Source organism: Streptomyces sp. ICN903 (assembly GCF_022015835.1).
GTDB classification, from domain to species: domain Bacteria; phylum Actinomycetota; class Actinomycetes; order Streptomycetales; family Streptomycetaceae; genus Streptomyces; species Streptomyces fenghuangensis.
In genome coordinates, this window is the sequence record NZ_JAKMAY010000144.1 from 1 (window position 1) to 14356 (window position 14356).

Annotated in this window: 12 protein-coding genes; 7 read left to right on the plus strand and 5 right to left on the minus strand. The window is 72.4% G+C overall.

The genetic code is table 11. The features are described 5' to 3' along the window. Positions 1–153: 153 nt before the first annotated feature. The 5 genes from L7D48_RS16150 (at position 154) to L7D48_RS16170 (ending at position 5285) form a co-directional block, all read left to right on the plus strand. Positions 154–342 (plus strand): hypothetical protein, encoded by a 189-nt coding sequence (locus L7D48_RS16150; protein ID WP_237880145.1) that lies wholly within the window; start codon positions 154–156, stop codon positions 340–342. A gap of 140 nt (positions 343–482) precedes the next feature. Next, positions 483–893 (plus strand): BlaI/MecI/CopY family transcriptional regulator, encoded by a 411-nt coding sequence (locus tag L7D48_RS16155; protein ID WP_237880146.1) that lies wholly within the window; start codon positions 483–485, stop codon positions 891–893. 10 nt (positions 894–903) lie between these two features. Beyond that, positions 904–1449: an amino-acid N-acetyltransferase gene (locus L7D48_RS16160; protein ID WP_206351980.1), complete on the plus strand. Its 546-nt coding sequence runs from the start codon at positions 904–906 to the stop codon at positions 1447–1449. 171 nt (positions 1450–1620) lie between these two features. Then, positions 1621–1956 carry an Lsr2 family protein gene (locus tag L7D48_RS16165; RefSeq protein ID WP_237880147.1) on the plus strand — a complete coding sequence of 112 codons (336 nt, stop codon included), beginning with the start codon at positions 1621–1623 and terminating at the stop codon, positions 1954–1956. An 803-nt stretch (positions 1957–2759) separates the two neighbouring features. After that, positions 2760–5285: an ATP-dependent Clp protease ATP-binding subunit gene (locus L7D48_RS16170; protein ID WP_237880148.1), complete on the plus strand. Its 2526-nt coding sequence runs from the start codon at positions 2760–2762 to the stop codon at positions 5283–5285. A 124-nt stretch (positions 5286–5409) separates the two neighbouring features. Here L7D48_RS16170 and L7D48_RS16175 read toward each other — a convergent pair whose 3' ends face one another. Continuing rightward, positions 5410–7980: an NACHT domain-containing NTPase gene (locus L7D48_RS16175; protein ID WP_237880149.1), complete on the minus strand. Its 2571-nt coding sequence runs from the start codon at positions 7978–7980 to the stop codon at positions 5410–5412. Between the two features lie 278 nt (positions 7981–8258). Here L7D48_RS16175 and L7D48_RS16180 point away from each other — a divergent pair, with 278 nt between their 5' ends. Further along, the gene (locus tag L7D48_RS16180) at positions 8259–8708 is read left to right on the plus strand and encodes a VOC family protein (protein WP_237880150.1); all 450 of its coding nucleotides are present in this window, start codon (positions 8259–8261) and stop codon (positions 8706–8708) included. 66 nt (positions 8709–8774) lie between these two features. On the opposite strand, the gene L7D48_RS16185 is transcribed toward L7D48_RS16180, so the two are convergent. Beyond that, positions 8775–9737, minus strand: a complete 963-nt coding sequence (locus tag L7D48_RS16185; RefSeq protein WP_237880151.1) for an A/G-specific adenine glycosylase — start codon at positions 9735–9737, stop codon at positions 8775–8777. A gap of 148 nt (positions 9738–9885) precedes the next feature. Next, positions 9886–10539 carry a phosphatase PAP2 family protein gene (locus L7D48_RS16190; RefSeq protein ID WP_237880152.1) on the minus strand — a complete coding sequence of 218 codons (654 nt, stop codon included), beginning with the start codon at positions 10537–10539 and terminating at the stop codon, positions 9886–9888. Positions 10540–10766: 227 nt separating this feature from the next. Here L7D48_RS16190 and L7D48_RS16195 point away from each other — a divergent pair, with 227 nt between their 5' ends. Beyond that, the gene (locus tag L7D48_RS16195) at positions 10767–11582 is read left to right on the plus strand and encodes a hypothetical protein (RefSeq protein ID WP_308312290.1); all 816 of its coding nucleotides are present in this window, start codon (positions 10767–10769) and stop codon (positions 11580–11582) included. A gap of 97 nt (positions 11583–11679) precedes the next feature. Here the strand turns inward: L7D48_RS16195 and disA are convergent, their stop codons facing one another. Together disA and radA are read right to left on the minus strand one after the other, a co-directional pair. Next, entirely contained in the window at positions 11680–12780 is a 1101-nt protein-coding gene (gene disA / locus L7D48_RS16200) for a DNA integrity scanning diadenylate cyclase DisA (RefSeq protein ID WP_374492434.1), read from the minus strand. A 60-nt stretch (positions 12781–12840) separates the two neighbouring features. Next, positions 12841–14283: a DNA repair protein RadA gene (gene radA, locus L7D48_RS16205; RefSeq protein WP_237880154.1), complete on the minus strand. Its 1443-nt coding sequence runs from the start codon at positions 14281–14283 to the stop codon at positions 12841–12843. Between the last annotated feature and the right edge of the window lie 73 nt (positions 14284–14356).

The window sequence follows — 14356 nt, forward strand, 5'->3', positions numbered from 1 at the left end:
CCCCGCGGCCCGTCCCCGGCGTGCCGCCAGGCCCTCCCGGCCTGACACGCGGCCCGCGTTCCCGGCGCGCACGGCCGCGCCCCGGGCCCTCGCGAGGGCCCGTGGGAGCCGCCGGTACGCTGGAGGTCCGGTATCCAAGGAGGCTGATCCGGCATGGAGTACATCGCCGCACTCACCCCGTCCGTGGTGATGGCCGTGGCCTTCACCGCCCTCATCGTGACGATCGTCAAGAGCCAGGGCGGTGCCAACAAGTCCAAGGAGGACGCCGCGGTGGACAGGGCCCTGGCGCAGGCCGAGGCCGCGCGCGCCGCGTCGCCGGCGGACGGCGCGCCCAGGAGCTAGTGCCGCCGGGCGGCGGATGCCGCGACGGCGTGGGAGCGCACACCGGGGAGGTGAACCTCCCCGGTGTGCGCTCCTCTTTGTTTACCGTCCGGCCAAAACAAAGTGCTCAATGCCGTTCAAATGCGGCTATCGTTCTTGGTGTGCCTCGGCCACTGGGAGAGCTGGAAGACGCGGTGATGACGCGGGTATGGCAGTGGAACCGCCCGGTCACGGTGAGAGAAGTGCTCGACGACCTACGCCGTGAACGGCCGATCGCCTACACCACGGTCATGACCGTAATGGACAACCTGCGGGAGAAGGGATGGCTGCGGCGGGAGCGCGAGGGGCGGGCCTATCGATATGAAGCCGTCTCCACCCGGGCCGCCTACTCCGCGGCACTCATGAACGAAGCCTGGGCGGCGAGCGACAACCCCGCGGCGGCACTGGTGGCCTTCTTCGGGATGATGTCGCCGGAACAGACCGAAGCACTGCGGGACGCCTTGCGTGTCGCGCATCTCGACGACACGCGCCCCGGCGCCCCCGCCGAGGGGCGGGGTTCTCCGGAACGATAGCGTCCCCGGCATGCCAGAAGCCGTAAGCCGCGTAAGCCCCGCGAACCCCGTAAGCGAGGTCACCGTCCGCAGGGCGAGAACCAGTGATGTGCGCACCGTGCGCCGTCTCATCGACGCCTACGCGCGCGACCGCATCCTCCTCGACAAAGCCACGGTGACGCTTTACGAGGACATCCAGGAGTTCTGGGTCGCCGAACGCGACCACGACGGCGAGGTCGTCGCCTGCGGGGCCCTCCACGTGATGTGGGAGGACCTGGCCGAGGTCCGCACGCTCGCGGTCGACCCCGCGCTCAGGGGCACGGGAGTGGGGCACCTGGTGCTGGAGAAGTTGCTGCAGACCGCGCGCTGGCTGGGAGTCCGGCGCATTTTCTGCCTCACCTTCGAAGTGGACTTCTTCGCCCGGCACGGCTTCACCGAGATCGGCGAGACGCCGGTGGACGGGGATGTCTACAGCGAGCTGCTGCGTTCCTATGACGAAGGTGTAGCCGAGTTCCTGGGGCTCGAACGAGTGAAACCCAACACCCTGGGCAACACGCGCATGCTGCTGCACCTATGAGGCACTCGCTTCGTGCGCCCTATGTCCGAAAGGTCCCTCCAATCCGGCCGGACCGGCTCGGCAATGTTCCCGGAGGGTTTGTGTTTTCCCGGGAAAAGCGGTTTGCTTTCACCGTCAGTATCAGTAATCGGTTTTCGGTGGCTGACCACACACGACGAATGGGAGTAACCGGTGGCGCAGAAGGTTCAGGTCCTTCTTGTCGACGACATCGACGGCGGTGAGGCCGACGAGACCGTGACGTTCGCTCTCGACGGCAAGACCTACGAGATCGACCTCACCACCGCCAACGCGGACAAGCTCCGCGGTCTGCTGGAGCCTTACGTCAAGAACGGCCGTCGCACCGGTGGCCGTTCGGCCCGCGGCAAGTCCCGTCCGTCCGCCGGCGGCGGCGGAAGCCAGGACACCGCGAAGATCCGCGCCTGGGCGAAGGAGAACGGCTACGAGGTCAACGACCGCGGCCGTGTCCCCGCCAACATCCGCGAGGCCTACGAGAAGGCGAACGCCTGAGTCGCGCGGGAGAGCCGCGCGCGGCGGTGCTCCGTCGCCGCCGCGCCAACCGGACCGGCGGGAGGCCCTTACGCCCCGTCCGGGAGGCCGCAGCCGTGCCCGCGGCCTCCCGGGGACGTGTGCGGCCGGGACGGCCGGGCCCGTCCCGCTCCGGGCGGTGCCGGCCCGCGCCCCGCCGTGCCCGCCGAGTCATGCCGCCGCGCCGCGCCCTCCGGGCGGCCGCCGGGCGCCTTCCGGAGGCACCCGTGCGCGTCGTGTGCGTCACACGCGCCGCACGCGGCACGATCACCGGCCCGCGCCCGGCCCGCGCACCGGCCCGCCACACAGGTCACCCGAAGTGGTGATCCGCTACTCCCCGTGCCCGGCCGGCGGACGGGGAAGGTGTGCCGCGCCACGCAAGAGTGTTCGCCAGTAGCGGATGCACCCACCCTGCCCGGCATGGACTGTCAGTGTCCCGGGGTAGGAAGTCGGTGAAGAAATCCCACGTGGAACGGGGGTGCGGCACCGGCGATGGAGCGGTGGACGGACGTGGCGGCCCAGGGGCGTTCGCCGTCGGCGTAGTGGAAGCGGGCGGATATGTCTGGCCTGCGGGAACATCGTCTCGCACCATCGGGTTGGAACTGTTGTCGGCTGTTCGGGACGGGGGCGAGAGGTAACGGGCTCTCCTCCCCCGCCAGCGCGGGAGCGATCCGGACGGGTGTCGGCAGTTGGAATGAGCGGTCCCCGCTTGCGGGACTAAGCTGCGGAAGGACAGGGAGGGGACCGACCCCTTACTGCCTGACCGCTCTGAGGAGCGATTAACGATGTTCGAGAGGTTCACCGACCGCGCGCGGCGGGTTGTCGTCCTGGCTCAGGAAGAAGCCCGGATGCTCAACCACAACTACATCGGCACCGAGCACATCCTCCTGGGCCTGATCCACGAGGGTGAGGGTGTCGCCGCTAAGGCACTGGAGAGCCTCGGGATTTCGCTCGAGGCGGTCCGCCAGCAGGTGGAGGAGATCATCGGCCAGGGCCAGCAGGCCCCGTCCGGCCACATCCCCTTCACCCCCCGTGCCAAGAAGGTCCTGGAGCTGTCGCTCCGCGAGGCCCTTCAGCTCGGCCACAACTACATCGGCACCGAGCACATCCTGCTCGGCCTGATCCGCGAGGGCGAGGGCGTCGCCGCCCAGGTCCTCGTCAAGCTCGGCGCCGACCTCAACCGGGTGCGGCAGCAGGTCATCCAGCTGCTCTCCGGCTACTCCGGGGGCAAGGAGGCGGCCACCGCGGGCGGCCCCGCCGAGGGCACTCCCTCGACCTCCCTGGTGCTGGACCAGTTCGGCCGCAACCTCACCCAGGCGGCCCGCGAGTCCAAGCTCGACCCGGTCATCGGGCGCGAGAAGGAGATCGAGCGGGTCATGCAGGTGCTGTCCCGCCGCACCAAGAACAACCCGGTCCTCATCGGCGAGCCCGGCGTCGGCAAGACGGCGGTCGTCGAGGGCCTGGCCCAGGCCATCGTCAAGGGCGAGGTGCCCGAGACGCTCAAGGACAAGCACCTGTACACGCTGGACCTGGGCGCCCTGGTCGCCGGGTCCCGCTACCGCGGTGACTTCGAGGAGCGCCTGAAGAAGGTCCTCAAGGAGATCCGCACCCGCGGCGACATCATCCTGTTCATCGACGAGCTCCACACCCTGGTGGGTGCGGGCGCCGCCGAGGGCGCGATCGACGCCGCCAGCATCCTCAAGCCGATGCTGGCCCGCGGGGAGCTCCAGACCATCGGCGCGACGACGCTGGACGAGTACCGCAAGCACCTGGAGAAGGACGCGGCCCTGGAGCGCCGCTTCCAGCCCATCCAGGTCGCCGAGCCGTCGCTGCCGCACACCATCGAGATCCTCAAGGGTCTGCGCGACCGCTACGAGGCGCACCACCGGGTGTCCATCACGGACGCCGCCCTGGTGGCCGCCGCGCAGCTCGCCGACCGCTACATCTCGGACCGCTTCCTGCCGGACAAGGCGATCGACCTGATCGACGAGGCCGGCTCCAGGATGCGCATCCGCCGGATGACCGCACCGCCGGACCTGCGCGAGTTCGACGAGAAGATCGCGAACGTGCGCCGGGAGAAGGAGTCCGCGATCGACTCGCAGGACTTCGAGAAGGCGGCCTCCCTCCGCGACACCGAGAAGCAGCTCCTGGCCGCCAAGGCCAAGCGGGAGAAGGAGTGGAAGGCCGGCGACATGGACGTCGTCGCCGAGGTGGACGAGGAGCTGATCGCCGAGGTCCTGGCCACGGCCACGGGCATCCCGGTCTTCAAGCTCACCGAGGAGGAGTCCTCGCGCCTGCTGCGCATGGAGGACGAGCTGCACAAGCGCGTCATCGGGCAGGAGGACGCCATCAAGGCGCTCTCCCAGGCCATCCGCCGCACCAGGGCGGGCCTGAAGGACCCCAAGCGCCCCGGTGGCTCGTTCATCTTCGCCGGCCCGTCCGGCGTCGGTAAGACCGAGCTGTCCAAGACGCTGGCGGAGTTCCTCTTCGGCGACGAGGACGCCCTGATCTCCCTCGACATGTCGGAGTTCAGCGAGAAGCACACCGTCTCGCGGCTCTTCGGCTCGCCCCCCGGTTACGTGGGGTACGAGGAGGGCGGCCAGCTCACCGAGAAGGTCCGCCGCAAGCCGTTCTCGGTCGTCCTGTTCGACGAGGTCGAGAAGGCCCACCCGGACATCTTCAACTCGCTGCTGCAGATCCTGGAGGACGGTCGCCTGACCGACTCCCAGGGCCGGGTCGTGGACTTCAAGAACACCGTCATCATCATGACGACCAACCTCGGCACCCGGGACATCTCCAAGGGCTTCAACCTGGGCTTCGCCGCCCAGGGCGACGTCAAGACCGGCTACGAGCGGATGAAGGCCAAGGTCAACGAGGAGCTCAAGCAGCACTTCCGGCCCGAGTTCCTCAACCGTGTCGACGACACCGTCGTCTTCCACCAGCTCACCGAGGAAGACATCATCCGGATCGTCGACCTGATGGTCGCCAAGGTGGACGAGCGGCTCAAGGACCGCGACATGGGCATCGAGCTCAGCGGTGACGCCAAGAAGCTGCTCGCCAAGAGGGGCTACGACCCCGTCCTGGGCGCCCGGCCGCTGCGCCGGACGATCCAGCGGGAGATCGAGGACGTGCTGTCGGAGAAGATCCTCTTCGGCGAGCTGCGCCCCGGTCACATCGTGGTCGTCGACACCGAGGGCGAGGGCGAGGCGAAGAAGTTCACCTTCCGCGGCGAGGAGAAGTCGGCCCTGCCGGACGCCCCTCCGGTGGAGTCGGCGGCGGGCGGCGGCCCGAACCTCTCCAAGGACGCCTGAGGCGCACGGCGCCACCGAGCCGGTCACACGGCAGTCACACGGGCGCGGCCCGGGATCGCACACACGGTCCCGGGCCGCGCCCGTGCGCGTGAGGGCGTCAGGATCACCGCACGCGGAGTCCGGCTCAGCGCGCGATGATCCGGATGCCCTCCGGTACTCCGCCGACCCGGGGCAGCCGCGGGTTCACCCGGATGGTGTGCAGCCGTGGAAAGGCGCTCAGCCATCCCATGTCCACCCCGAGGTCGTAGGCGAGCCACAGGTGCGTGAGCCGGTCGCGCACCGTGCCGTGCAGCAGCTCCTCCGGAGTGAAGCCGCCCGCGATCTGGATGCGGTCCCGGCCGCCCATGTCGCGCAGCGCCCGCAGCTCGGAGAGGTCGGAGACGGGGAAGTACAGCCCCTCCGGATCCAGCCGGGAGACGATCTCGCGGGCGTAGCGGGCGGTGTCGAAGTTGCGCCAGGCCCGTGCGAGCTCCGCCCGCACCCTCAGCGACGACCGGTCCCGCAGCCGCACCAGGTAGTCCACGGCCGCCTCGTCCCGCACCCGTGTCGCCGTGACGGCGAGCAGGTACGCCTTGTCGTCCGGAACGGTCGCCGGATCGGGCAGCAGTTCCAGCACGACGGGCCCGATCCACCCCAGGTTGCGGGCGCCCAGCGGATCGGTGGGGTTGACGATCTTCTCGGTGCGGTCGCGCACCAGTTTCCGCGTCTCCGGATCCAGCTCGGTGACGTGTTCCAGACAGGCCGCCGCCATCAGCCTGCGGTGCTTGGTCTCGGATGTCTTCAGGTGCCCGCAGGGGGCCAGCAGCCGTTCGATGAAGCGCGCGCACTCGTCGGGCCGGGCATGGGCGGCGGCCATCCGGACGATCTCCTCCCACCCGGCCTCGTGGGCGTGGTCCACCAGATCCTCGAACCGCCCCCGCGTCACGATCTCCTTTGCGCTCAGATAGTCCTGGAAGGTCCGGTGCACGAACTCCACCCGGCCGTCGTCCGACTCGCGCAGCAGCCCGGTGCGGTGCAGCAGATGGCCGAAGATCTTCTCCGCGTCCCCCTGGCTCCGGGCGGCCGGAATGGCGGGCAGATGGCGGTCGAGCACGGCGACGGCGGTCTCCCGGTCCAGGTCCGCGCGGTCCTCGGTCAGCATCCGGTGGGCGAGCTTCTGCAGCAGCCGCTCGCGCGGCGCGCGCTGCAGCTCGACGTCGTCGGCGTGCAGCACGTCGCGCTCCGGGTCGCGGCGCTGGAGCAGCATGTCCATGGCCGCGTCGTACAGCTCCTTGCGGCCCTGCGGGAGCGTCCCGGCCCGGTCCCTGTTCAGCGCGCAGATCAGACCGCACATCAACGGGTTGGTGGCCAGCCGGCGCAGCTCCCGGTAGACCCGCACCGAGTGCAGCAGCCGCTGCTCGTAGCCGTCCAGCCGGTCCTGGTCCCCGCCGCCGTCGTGCCGGGCGGCCCGATGCCAGTGGCGGATGAAGCCCGCCACCTGGTCGCGGCTCATCGGCGCCAGCATCAGCTCGCCGAACCCCTCCCGGGCCAGCCAGTCGGGCTCGACGGCCGACGGCCGGGTGGTGACCAGGCAGACCGTGCCGGGGTGGATGTGCAGCAGCCTGCGCAGCCCCGCCCGCAACTCCTCCCGGCGGGCCTCGGGCGCCTCGTCGATCCCGTCCACCAGCAGCAGCGCCCGCCCCTCGACCAGCACCCTGACGGCCCAGCCGGGAGGCTCGCCGACCGGCAGGGCCGCCTGGCAGCGCCCCACGGAGAGGAACTCCCCGGGCGCCGGGAAGCCCTCGCGTGCGAAGTGCCGCACGGGCAGTACGAAGGGCACCCGTCCGCGCAGCGCGGCCAGCTCCCCGGGCAGGTCGTTGCGGGCGACCGCCACGGCCAGCCACTGCACCAGAGTGGTCTTCCCCGAACCCGCCACCCCGCGCAGCAGCACCCGCTCCTGTCCGGCCAGGGCGCGGTCGGCGGGCAGCGCCGGCTGCCCGGAGGATCCCTCGACGGGGGTGGCGAACTCGGCGCCCAGGCTCAGGTAGGTGGCGTCCAGCGGCCAGCTTCCGGGGGCGTTGGGCAGGTCGATGCCGTGGATGGTCAGGCGGTTGTGCCGCCGGACGAGGAAAGCGGCGTACTCCTCCTCGAAGGCGAGGTCCTCGGGGGAGGGCCGGGGGCGGCGCACGGCGTCGGCGTCGTTGAGGTCGACGAGCTGCCGTATGCGGTGGCTCTGCTCGGCCAGGCGGCCGGCGATGTACGGCGAGTGGCGGACCAGGAAGTGCAGGATGTGCAGGCAGACGTTGTCCAGCAGCTGGTCGTGGAACCAGGCCTGCTCGCCGGTCAGCTCCCGGTCGGCGCCGGGGACGGCCCGGCGCAGCCGCCGCGCGCAGTCCTGCGGCCCCATGCGGACGGCCGCCACGTCGTCGAGGTCCAGCTCGCCCAGTGCGGCCAGGGTCCGCCCCAGCACCAGGGCCACGGGCCGGTCGGCCGGATCCTCCGGTGTCCTGCCGCCGCCGCCCGGCCGGGCGAGCCGCACCAGCTCCCGGGCGATCCGCGCCACGTCGTCGTACGTCCGCTCGGGCCGCAGGCCCCGGAACGACACCAGCCCGGCCACCAGCCGGGGGCCGTCGCAGGCCGGCGGGAGGTCGGCGAACAGCTCGCGGATCAGGGGCGCGGCCCTGTTCGAGGGGATTCTCGCGACGGCTTCTTCCATTCGGCCCTCCCCCGACGGCCCTGTGGTCCGGTGACGCGGTCCGGTGACGTGGTGCGCGGCGGTGTGTGACGGGCGGCCCGGCGAGCACCCGCTCCACCAGCCTCGCCCGTTCCCCAGGCTAGGCCAACTCTCCATATACGTAAGGGTTTTCGTAGACCGCACCGCGGTGCCGCCCCACCCTGTGGACGGACCGCCGCGCACGGCGCGATCCTGGAGGGACGGGCCGGTGGGCGTGCTGCCCACGGTGGGACCGCACGTCCGCGACCACGGGAGGCACCATGATCAAGGGCCTGGCCGCAGCCACCGTCTGGTCCACCGACCAGGAGCGGGACCTGAGGTTCTTCACCGAGAAGCTCGGCTTCGAGGTACGCGGCGACGTCACCGAGGACGGAACACGCCGGATCACCGTCGGGGCCAGGAACCAGCCGGACGTCGGGCTGACGCTGGTGCCGACCCACGGCCCCGGCATCGACCCCGAGGCGGCCGAGGCGCTGGCGGGGCTGGTCCGCCGGGGAGTCCTGGGAGCGGGCGTGCTGCGGACGGACGACTGCCGCTCCGCGTACGAGTGGCTGGTGGAGCGGGGCGTGGAGTTCCTCCGGGAGCCGCGCGAGGGGCCGCACGGCACCGAGGCGGTCTTCCGGGACGAGTCCGGCAACCGGTACTCGCTGACCGAGGAGCGGGTGAGCGGGCCGGTCCTGAACCGGGAGTGGTCGGAGGTCTGCGACTGACCCCGGGGGCCGCCCCGCCGCGGTGCGGCGGGGCGGGTGCGGCGGTCACGGCCGCCGCACCACGCCTCACATGGCCGGACCCCGTCCCTGGGGCAGCCGGTAGACGCCGTTCTCCAGCGGCTCGACCAGCCCGTCGGCGACCAGCCCGTCCAGCGCGCGCGCCCGCTGCACCGGCTCGTCCCACACCGCGTCCAGCGCGGCCTGCGGCACCGGTCCCACGGCCTCGCGCAGCACGGCCAGCAGCCTGCCGCGCACCTGGCGGTCGGTACCCGCGTAGCTCTGGCCGCGGCGCGGCGGGCCGTCGTGCGCGGGCGAGCCGGCGCGGCGCCAGGCGCACAGGTCCATGATCGGGCAGTTCCCGCAGTCCGGTTTGCGGGCCGTGCACACCAGGGCGCCCAGCTCCATCGTGGCCGCCGCCCAGCGCGCCGCCGTCGCGTCATCCTCGGGCAGGACGGTCCGGGCGAGTCTGCGCTCGGCGGCGGTGGTGGCGGTCGGGGGGAACTCGCGGCCGCCGAAGGCGCGGGCGAAGACCCGCCGGACGTTGGTGTCCAGCACCGCGTGCCGCTGCCCGTAGGCGAAGGAGGCCACGGCCGCGGCCGTGTACTCGCCCACCCCGGGCAGCGCCAGGAGCTGTGCGTGTTCCTTGGGCACGTCGCCGCCGTGCCGTTCCGTTATGGCGGCGGCGGCGCCGTGCAGCCGCAGGGCCCGGCGGGGATAGCCCAGCCGGCCCCAGGCGCGCACCGCCTCGCCGGGCGGCTCGGCGGCCAGGTCGGCGGGGCGCGGCCAGCGGGCGAGCCACTGCTCGTACACGGGCAGCACCCGGCTGACGGGCGTCTGCTGGAGCATGAACTCGCTGACCATCACGCCCCAGGCGCCCGCCTCGGGGCGGCGCCAGGGCAGGTCGCGGGCGTTTTCGCCGAACCAGTCGATGACCGGTCCGTGGAGGTCGGAGGGGGCGGGGGACTCGGGGGGAAGGAGGCCGGTCGCGGTCAGACCGGTGGCGCTGTGCTCGGATGTGGTCGCAGTCATGGCACTTCCGATCCTGACACGGAGGGGCGCGCCTGCGAAGCGGCCCGCGCCGATGGGAGGCAGGCACCACCCGTCCCGATGTGTCCCTTTCGTCCGAGGGGGGTGCCGCCCGGTCTCCGGCGCGGACGCGGACCGGGGCGATCGTCGCCTACGAGGCGGGGCTGGTGTAGCCGAGCCTGGTCCGCACCCGGTCCGTCAGCGCGGTCGCGGGCCCGGCCGCCGAGCGGGTCACCAGCAGTACCGCGGCCGCGCCCAGCAGCGCACCCGCCACCACGTCGTGCGGGTAGTGCACCCCGAGGAACACCCGGGAGAAGGCCGTCAGCGCGGCCAGCGGCAGCACCAGCCAGGCCATCGCCCGCCAGACCAGTACGACGGCCACCGCCGCGGCGGCGGCGATGGTGGCGTGGTTGCTGGGGAAGGACCAGTCGCCCGGCTCCGGACAGGGGGCGATCGGGGCCGGCGCGCCCGCCACGGCGCGGCACGGCCGCTCCTCCCGCACGACCAGCTTGACGGCCTCGCTGACGCCGTACGCCACCGCCACCGCGGCCCCGCCCAGCAGGGCCCGCGCGAGAACCCCCGGCTCGGCACGCCGGACCCGCCAGCACGCCGCCGCCAGCAGCGCGGCGAGGATCAGCAGCCCGCCCCCGGTGCCGTACCCGGCGAGCGAGTGCATCCAGTCCGGGGTGCCGTGCGCGAAGTCGGTGACGTCCAGGTAGAGGTCGCTGTGGAGGCCGTCCGGAGGGGTGTCCGGGGCGGAGCCCGGGGGAACGCCGGGAGGATCGCTTCGAAGATCGCTGCTCATGTGCGAACGGTACGAAAAGGAAGCATTCGGTCACTCCCCGCGACAGCCGGGTGTCGCCCCTGACGATCGCCAGGCCCTGCCGAGCCGTTCATCATAAAAGTTGGTCTTCTGTGCGGCGGGTAAGACCGTATGGGGCACATGATGTCTCGTAAGGTTTGCGCGTGGGATCTCTGCGCAATCCGGTTGGGCCCCTTCCCTCCTCCATCTACTGGAGGCGAAGGGCGGTCGTGCTTGCGCTCCTGCTGGTCCTGGCACTGCTCGCCATATGGGCCGTCAGGTCCGGGGGGCCGGGCGGAGGCGGCGGGAGCGACCAGGGCGGGAAGCAGGGCGGCGGTGAGGTGCCGGGCACCATCACACCCGGGCCGTCCTCGTCCGAGTCCCTGATCAGCGAACGCCCCGGAGGGCGCGAGGAGTCCGACGGCGGCACCGGCGGATCGGGAGGTTCCGGCGGCTCCGGTGGCCCAGGCGGCGACACGGAAGGGTCCAGCGGCTCCGGGTCCGGCGGCGGAGGCGCGGACGGCGAGGGCGAAGGCGGCGCGAACGGTTCCGGTTCGGGCGGTCCGGGTGCCGCGGGAGCGGGCGGCGGCTCCGCCGGTGCCGTCTCGGGCGGGGTCGAGGCCGTACCGGCCGACTCCACCCTCCCCGACTGCCGCCCCGGTTCGGTCGAGGTGGCGCTGGACAGCGAGAAGAACCGGTACGCGCCCGGCGAGGATCCCGTCTTCCGGCTGACCGTACGGAACGAGGGCGGCGGCGCCTGCAAGGTCGACTTCGGCACCGGTGCCACGGCCTTCACCATCATCGAGGCCGAGGACGGCGACGAGAAGGTCTGGAAGTCCGAGCACTGCCCGAAGGGCGCCCGCTCGGCCCTCTACAAGGTCCCGGCAGGCGGTACGGCCGTCCGCACCCTGGAGTGGGACCGCAGGCACAGCACGCCCGAGTGCGGTACGCCGGGCGCCGAGGCGAAGGCCGGCACCTATCTGGTCGAGGCCGAGGTGGAGGGCCTGGGGAAGAAGCGCGTCTCGTTCGTCCTCGCCAAGGACTGAACCGGGGGCCGAACCGGGGACCGAACCGCCCGCGCGGCCGGCGGGGCCGGACGGTCCGGGGCCGCGGCGTCCGGCACCCGGCAGCGGCGCGAACGCGTCAGACGTACCGCTCCAGGATCGACGACTCCGCCAGCCGCGACAGGCCCTCGCGGACCGACCTGGCCCGTGCCTCGCCCACCCCGTCGACGGTCTGCAGATCGTCCACGCTCGCGGCCAGCAGCTTCTGCAGCCCGCCGAAGTGCTCGACCAGCCGCTCGATCACGGCGTTCGGCAGTCGCGGCACCTTCGCCAGCAGGCGGTAACCGCGCGGCGAGACGGCCGAGTCCAGCGTCTCCGGCGACCCGCTGTACCCCAGGGCCTTGGCCACCGTGGGCAGTTCGAGCAACTCGGTGTGGGTCAGCCGGTCCAGCTCGGTCAGCGCCTCGCCGACGGTGCGGGACCTCTTGGCGGTCGGCTCGGGCACGTAGTCGCGGGCGACCAGCTCGCGCTCGGGCTCCACGCCCGCGATCAGCTCGTCGAGCTGGAGGGAGAGCAGCCGCCCGTCCGTGCCCAGCTCCACCACGTACTCGGCGATCTCCGTGGCGATCCGCCGCACCATCTCCAGCCGCTGCGAGACGGCGGAGACGTCCCGGACCGTCACCAGGTCCTCGATCTCCAGCGCGGAGAGCGTGCCCGCCACCTCGTCCAGCCGCAGCTTGTAGCGCTCCAGCGTCGCCAGCGCCTGGTTGGCCCGGGACAGGATCGCCGCCGAGTCCTCCAGCACGCGCCGCTGGCCGTCCACGTACAGCGCGATCAGCCGCATCGACTGGCTGACCGACACCACCGGGAAGCCGGTCTGGATCGACACCCGCTGCGCGGTGCGGTGCCGGGTGCCCGTCTCCTCCGTCGGGATCGAGGCGTCCGGCACGAGCTGTACGCCCGCCCGCACGATCTTGGTGATGTCCTTGTCGAGGATCAGCGCGCCGTCCAGCTTGCACAGCTCGCGCAGCCGCGTCGCGCTGAACTCCACGTCCAGCACGAAACCGCCCGAGCACAGGGCCTCGACGGTCTTGTCCATGCCCAGGACGATGAGCCCGCCGGTGTTCCCCCGCAGCACGCGCTCCAGGCCGTCGCGCAGGGCCGTACCAGGCGCGACCGCGCTCAGTGAGGCGCGCAACAGGCCGTCGGCGCCGGTTGCTGCCCGGTCGTTGGCTGCCACGGCACTCCTTCGGGTCATGCGTACGTACGGGCGAGACCAGGGCAAAGTCTACCGGCGGTGTCAGCCCTCGTGTGGCGTGCTCCGATCGGCCCCGTCGCGGTCGGACCGCTCGGAGCGGCCCGACCGGGCCGGCCGGGCGGGCAGGACCCGCAGCGCCTCCCCTATGTCCGCCACCTCCCGCACCCGCATCCCCGGCGGCACCTTGCCCGGATCGGTGGGCACCAGGGCGTGGGTGAAGCCCAGCCGCGCCGCCTCCGCCAGCCGGCGCTGCACACCCGTCACCCGCCTGACCTCGCCCGCCAGCCCCACCTCGCCGATGGCCACCAGGTTCTTCGGGAGCGGCGTGTCGCTGGCGGCGCTGGCCAGCGCGAGCGCCATCGCCAGATCGGCGGCGGGCTCCGACAGCCGCACCCCGCCGACGGTGGCGGTGTAGACGTCCCGCTTGCCCAGCGCGTTGATCCGGCCCCGCTGCTCCAGCACGGCCAGCATCATCGACACGCGCGAGGTCTCCAGGCCGGACGTGGTGCGCCGGGGGGAGGGGATCTGCGAGTCCACCGTCAGCGACTGCACCTCGGCCACCAGCGGGCGGCGGCCCTCCAGGGTGACGGTCAGACAGGTGCCGGGCACGGGCTCGTCCCGGCGGGTGAGGAAGAGGCCCGACGGGTCGGCCAGACCGGTGATGCCCTCGTCGTGCAGCTCGAAGCAGCCCACCTCGTCGGTGGCGCCGTAGCGGTTCTTCACCCCGCGCACCAGCCGCAGCCGGGCGTGCCGGTCGCCCTCGAACTGCAGGACCACGTCCACCAGGTGCTCCAGCAGGCGCGGACCGGCGATGGCGCCGTCCTTGGTGACGTGGCCCACCAGCAGCGTGGACATCCCGCGCTCCTTGGAGGCCCGGATCAGCGCCCCGGCCACCTCCCGCACCTGCGCCATGCCGCCGGGCGCGCCGTCGATCTCGGGGGAGGCGACCGTCTGCACCGAGTCCAGGACCAGCAGCGAGGGCTTCACCTCGTCCAGATGACCGAGGACGGCCGACAGGTCCGTCTCGGCGGCCAGGTACAGGTGGTCGCTTATCGCCCCGATCCGGTCCGCCCGCAGCCGCACCTGCCCGGCCGACTCCTCGCCGGTGACGTAGAGCGTGCGGCGGTCGGCGTCGGCCGCCTTGGCCGCGACGTCCAGCAGGAGCGTGGACTTGCCCACTCCCGGCTCGCCCGCCAGCAGCACCACCGCGCCCGGCACCAGCCCGCCGCCCAGCACCCTGTCCAGCTCCGGCACGCCCGTGCTGCGCGCGGTGGCCACCTGCCCGTTCACCTGGCCGATGGGCAGCGCGGGGGACGAGACCCGGCCGGGCGCTGTGGTGCGGACGGCCGGGCTGCCGCCGGTCTCCTCGACGGTGCCCCAGGCGTGGCACTCCGGGCAGCGGCCGAGCCACTTGGCGGTGGTGTAGCCGCACTCGGTGCAGCGGTAGGCGGGGCGGTCCTTCGCGGACGACTTGCGGGCAGCCATGGGCCTCACGGTAGCCGGAGCCTGTGACATCCGGGCCCGGGCGGGCACGGGGCGGTGCGCGGGGCCGCACGCG

What these genes read in the sequence shown, in the direction of transcription:
- L7D48_RS16170 (WP_237880148.1), top strand. Translation starts at nt 2,760, where the DNA reads ATGTTCGAGAGGTTCACCGACCGCGCGCGGCGGGTTGTCGTCCTGGCT.
- L7D48_RS16190 (WP_237880152.1), bottom strand. Translation starts at nt 10,539, where the DNA reads ATGAGCAGCGATCTTCGAAGCGATCCTCCCGGCGTTCCCCCGGGCTCC.
- L7D48_RS16185 (WP_237880151.1), bottom strand. Translation starts at nt 9,737, where the DNA reads ATGACTGCGACCACATCCGAGCACAGCGCCACCGGTCTGACCGCGACC.
- radA (WP_237880154.1), bottom strand. Translation starts at nt 14,283, where the DNA reads ATGGCTGCCCGCAAGTCGTCCGCGAAGGACCGCCCCGCCTACCGCTGC.
- L7D48_RS16175 (WP_237880149.1), bottom strand. Translation starts at nt 7,980, where the DNA reads ATGGAAGAAGCCGTCGCGAGAATCCCCTCGAACAGGGCCGCGCCCCTG.
- L7D48_RS16160 (WP_206351980.1), top strand. Translation starts at nt 904, where the DNA reads ATGCCAGAAGCCGTAAGCCGCGTAAGCCCCGCGAACCCCGTAAGCGAG.
- L7D48_RS16180 (WP_237880150.1), top strand. Translation starts at nt 8,259, where the DNA reads ATGATCAAGGGCCTGGCCGCAGCCACCGTCTGGTCCACCGACCAGGAG.
- L7D48_RS16150 (WP_237880145.1), top strand. Translation starts at nt 154, where the DNA reads ATGGAGTACATCGCCGCACTCACCCCGTCCGTGGTGATGGCCGTGGCC.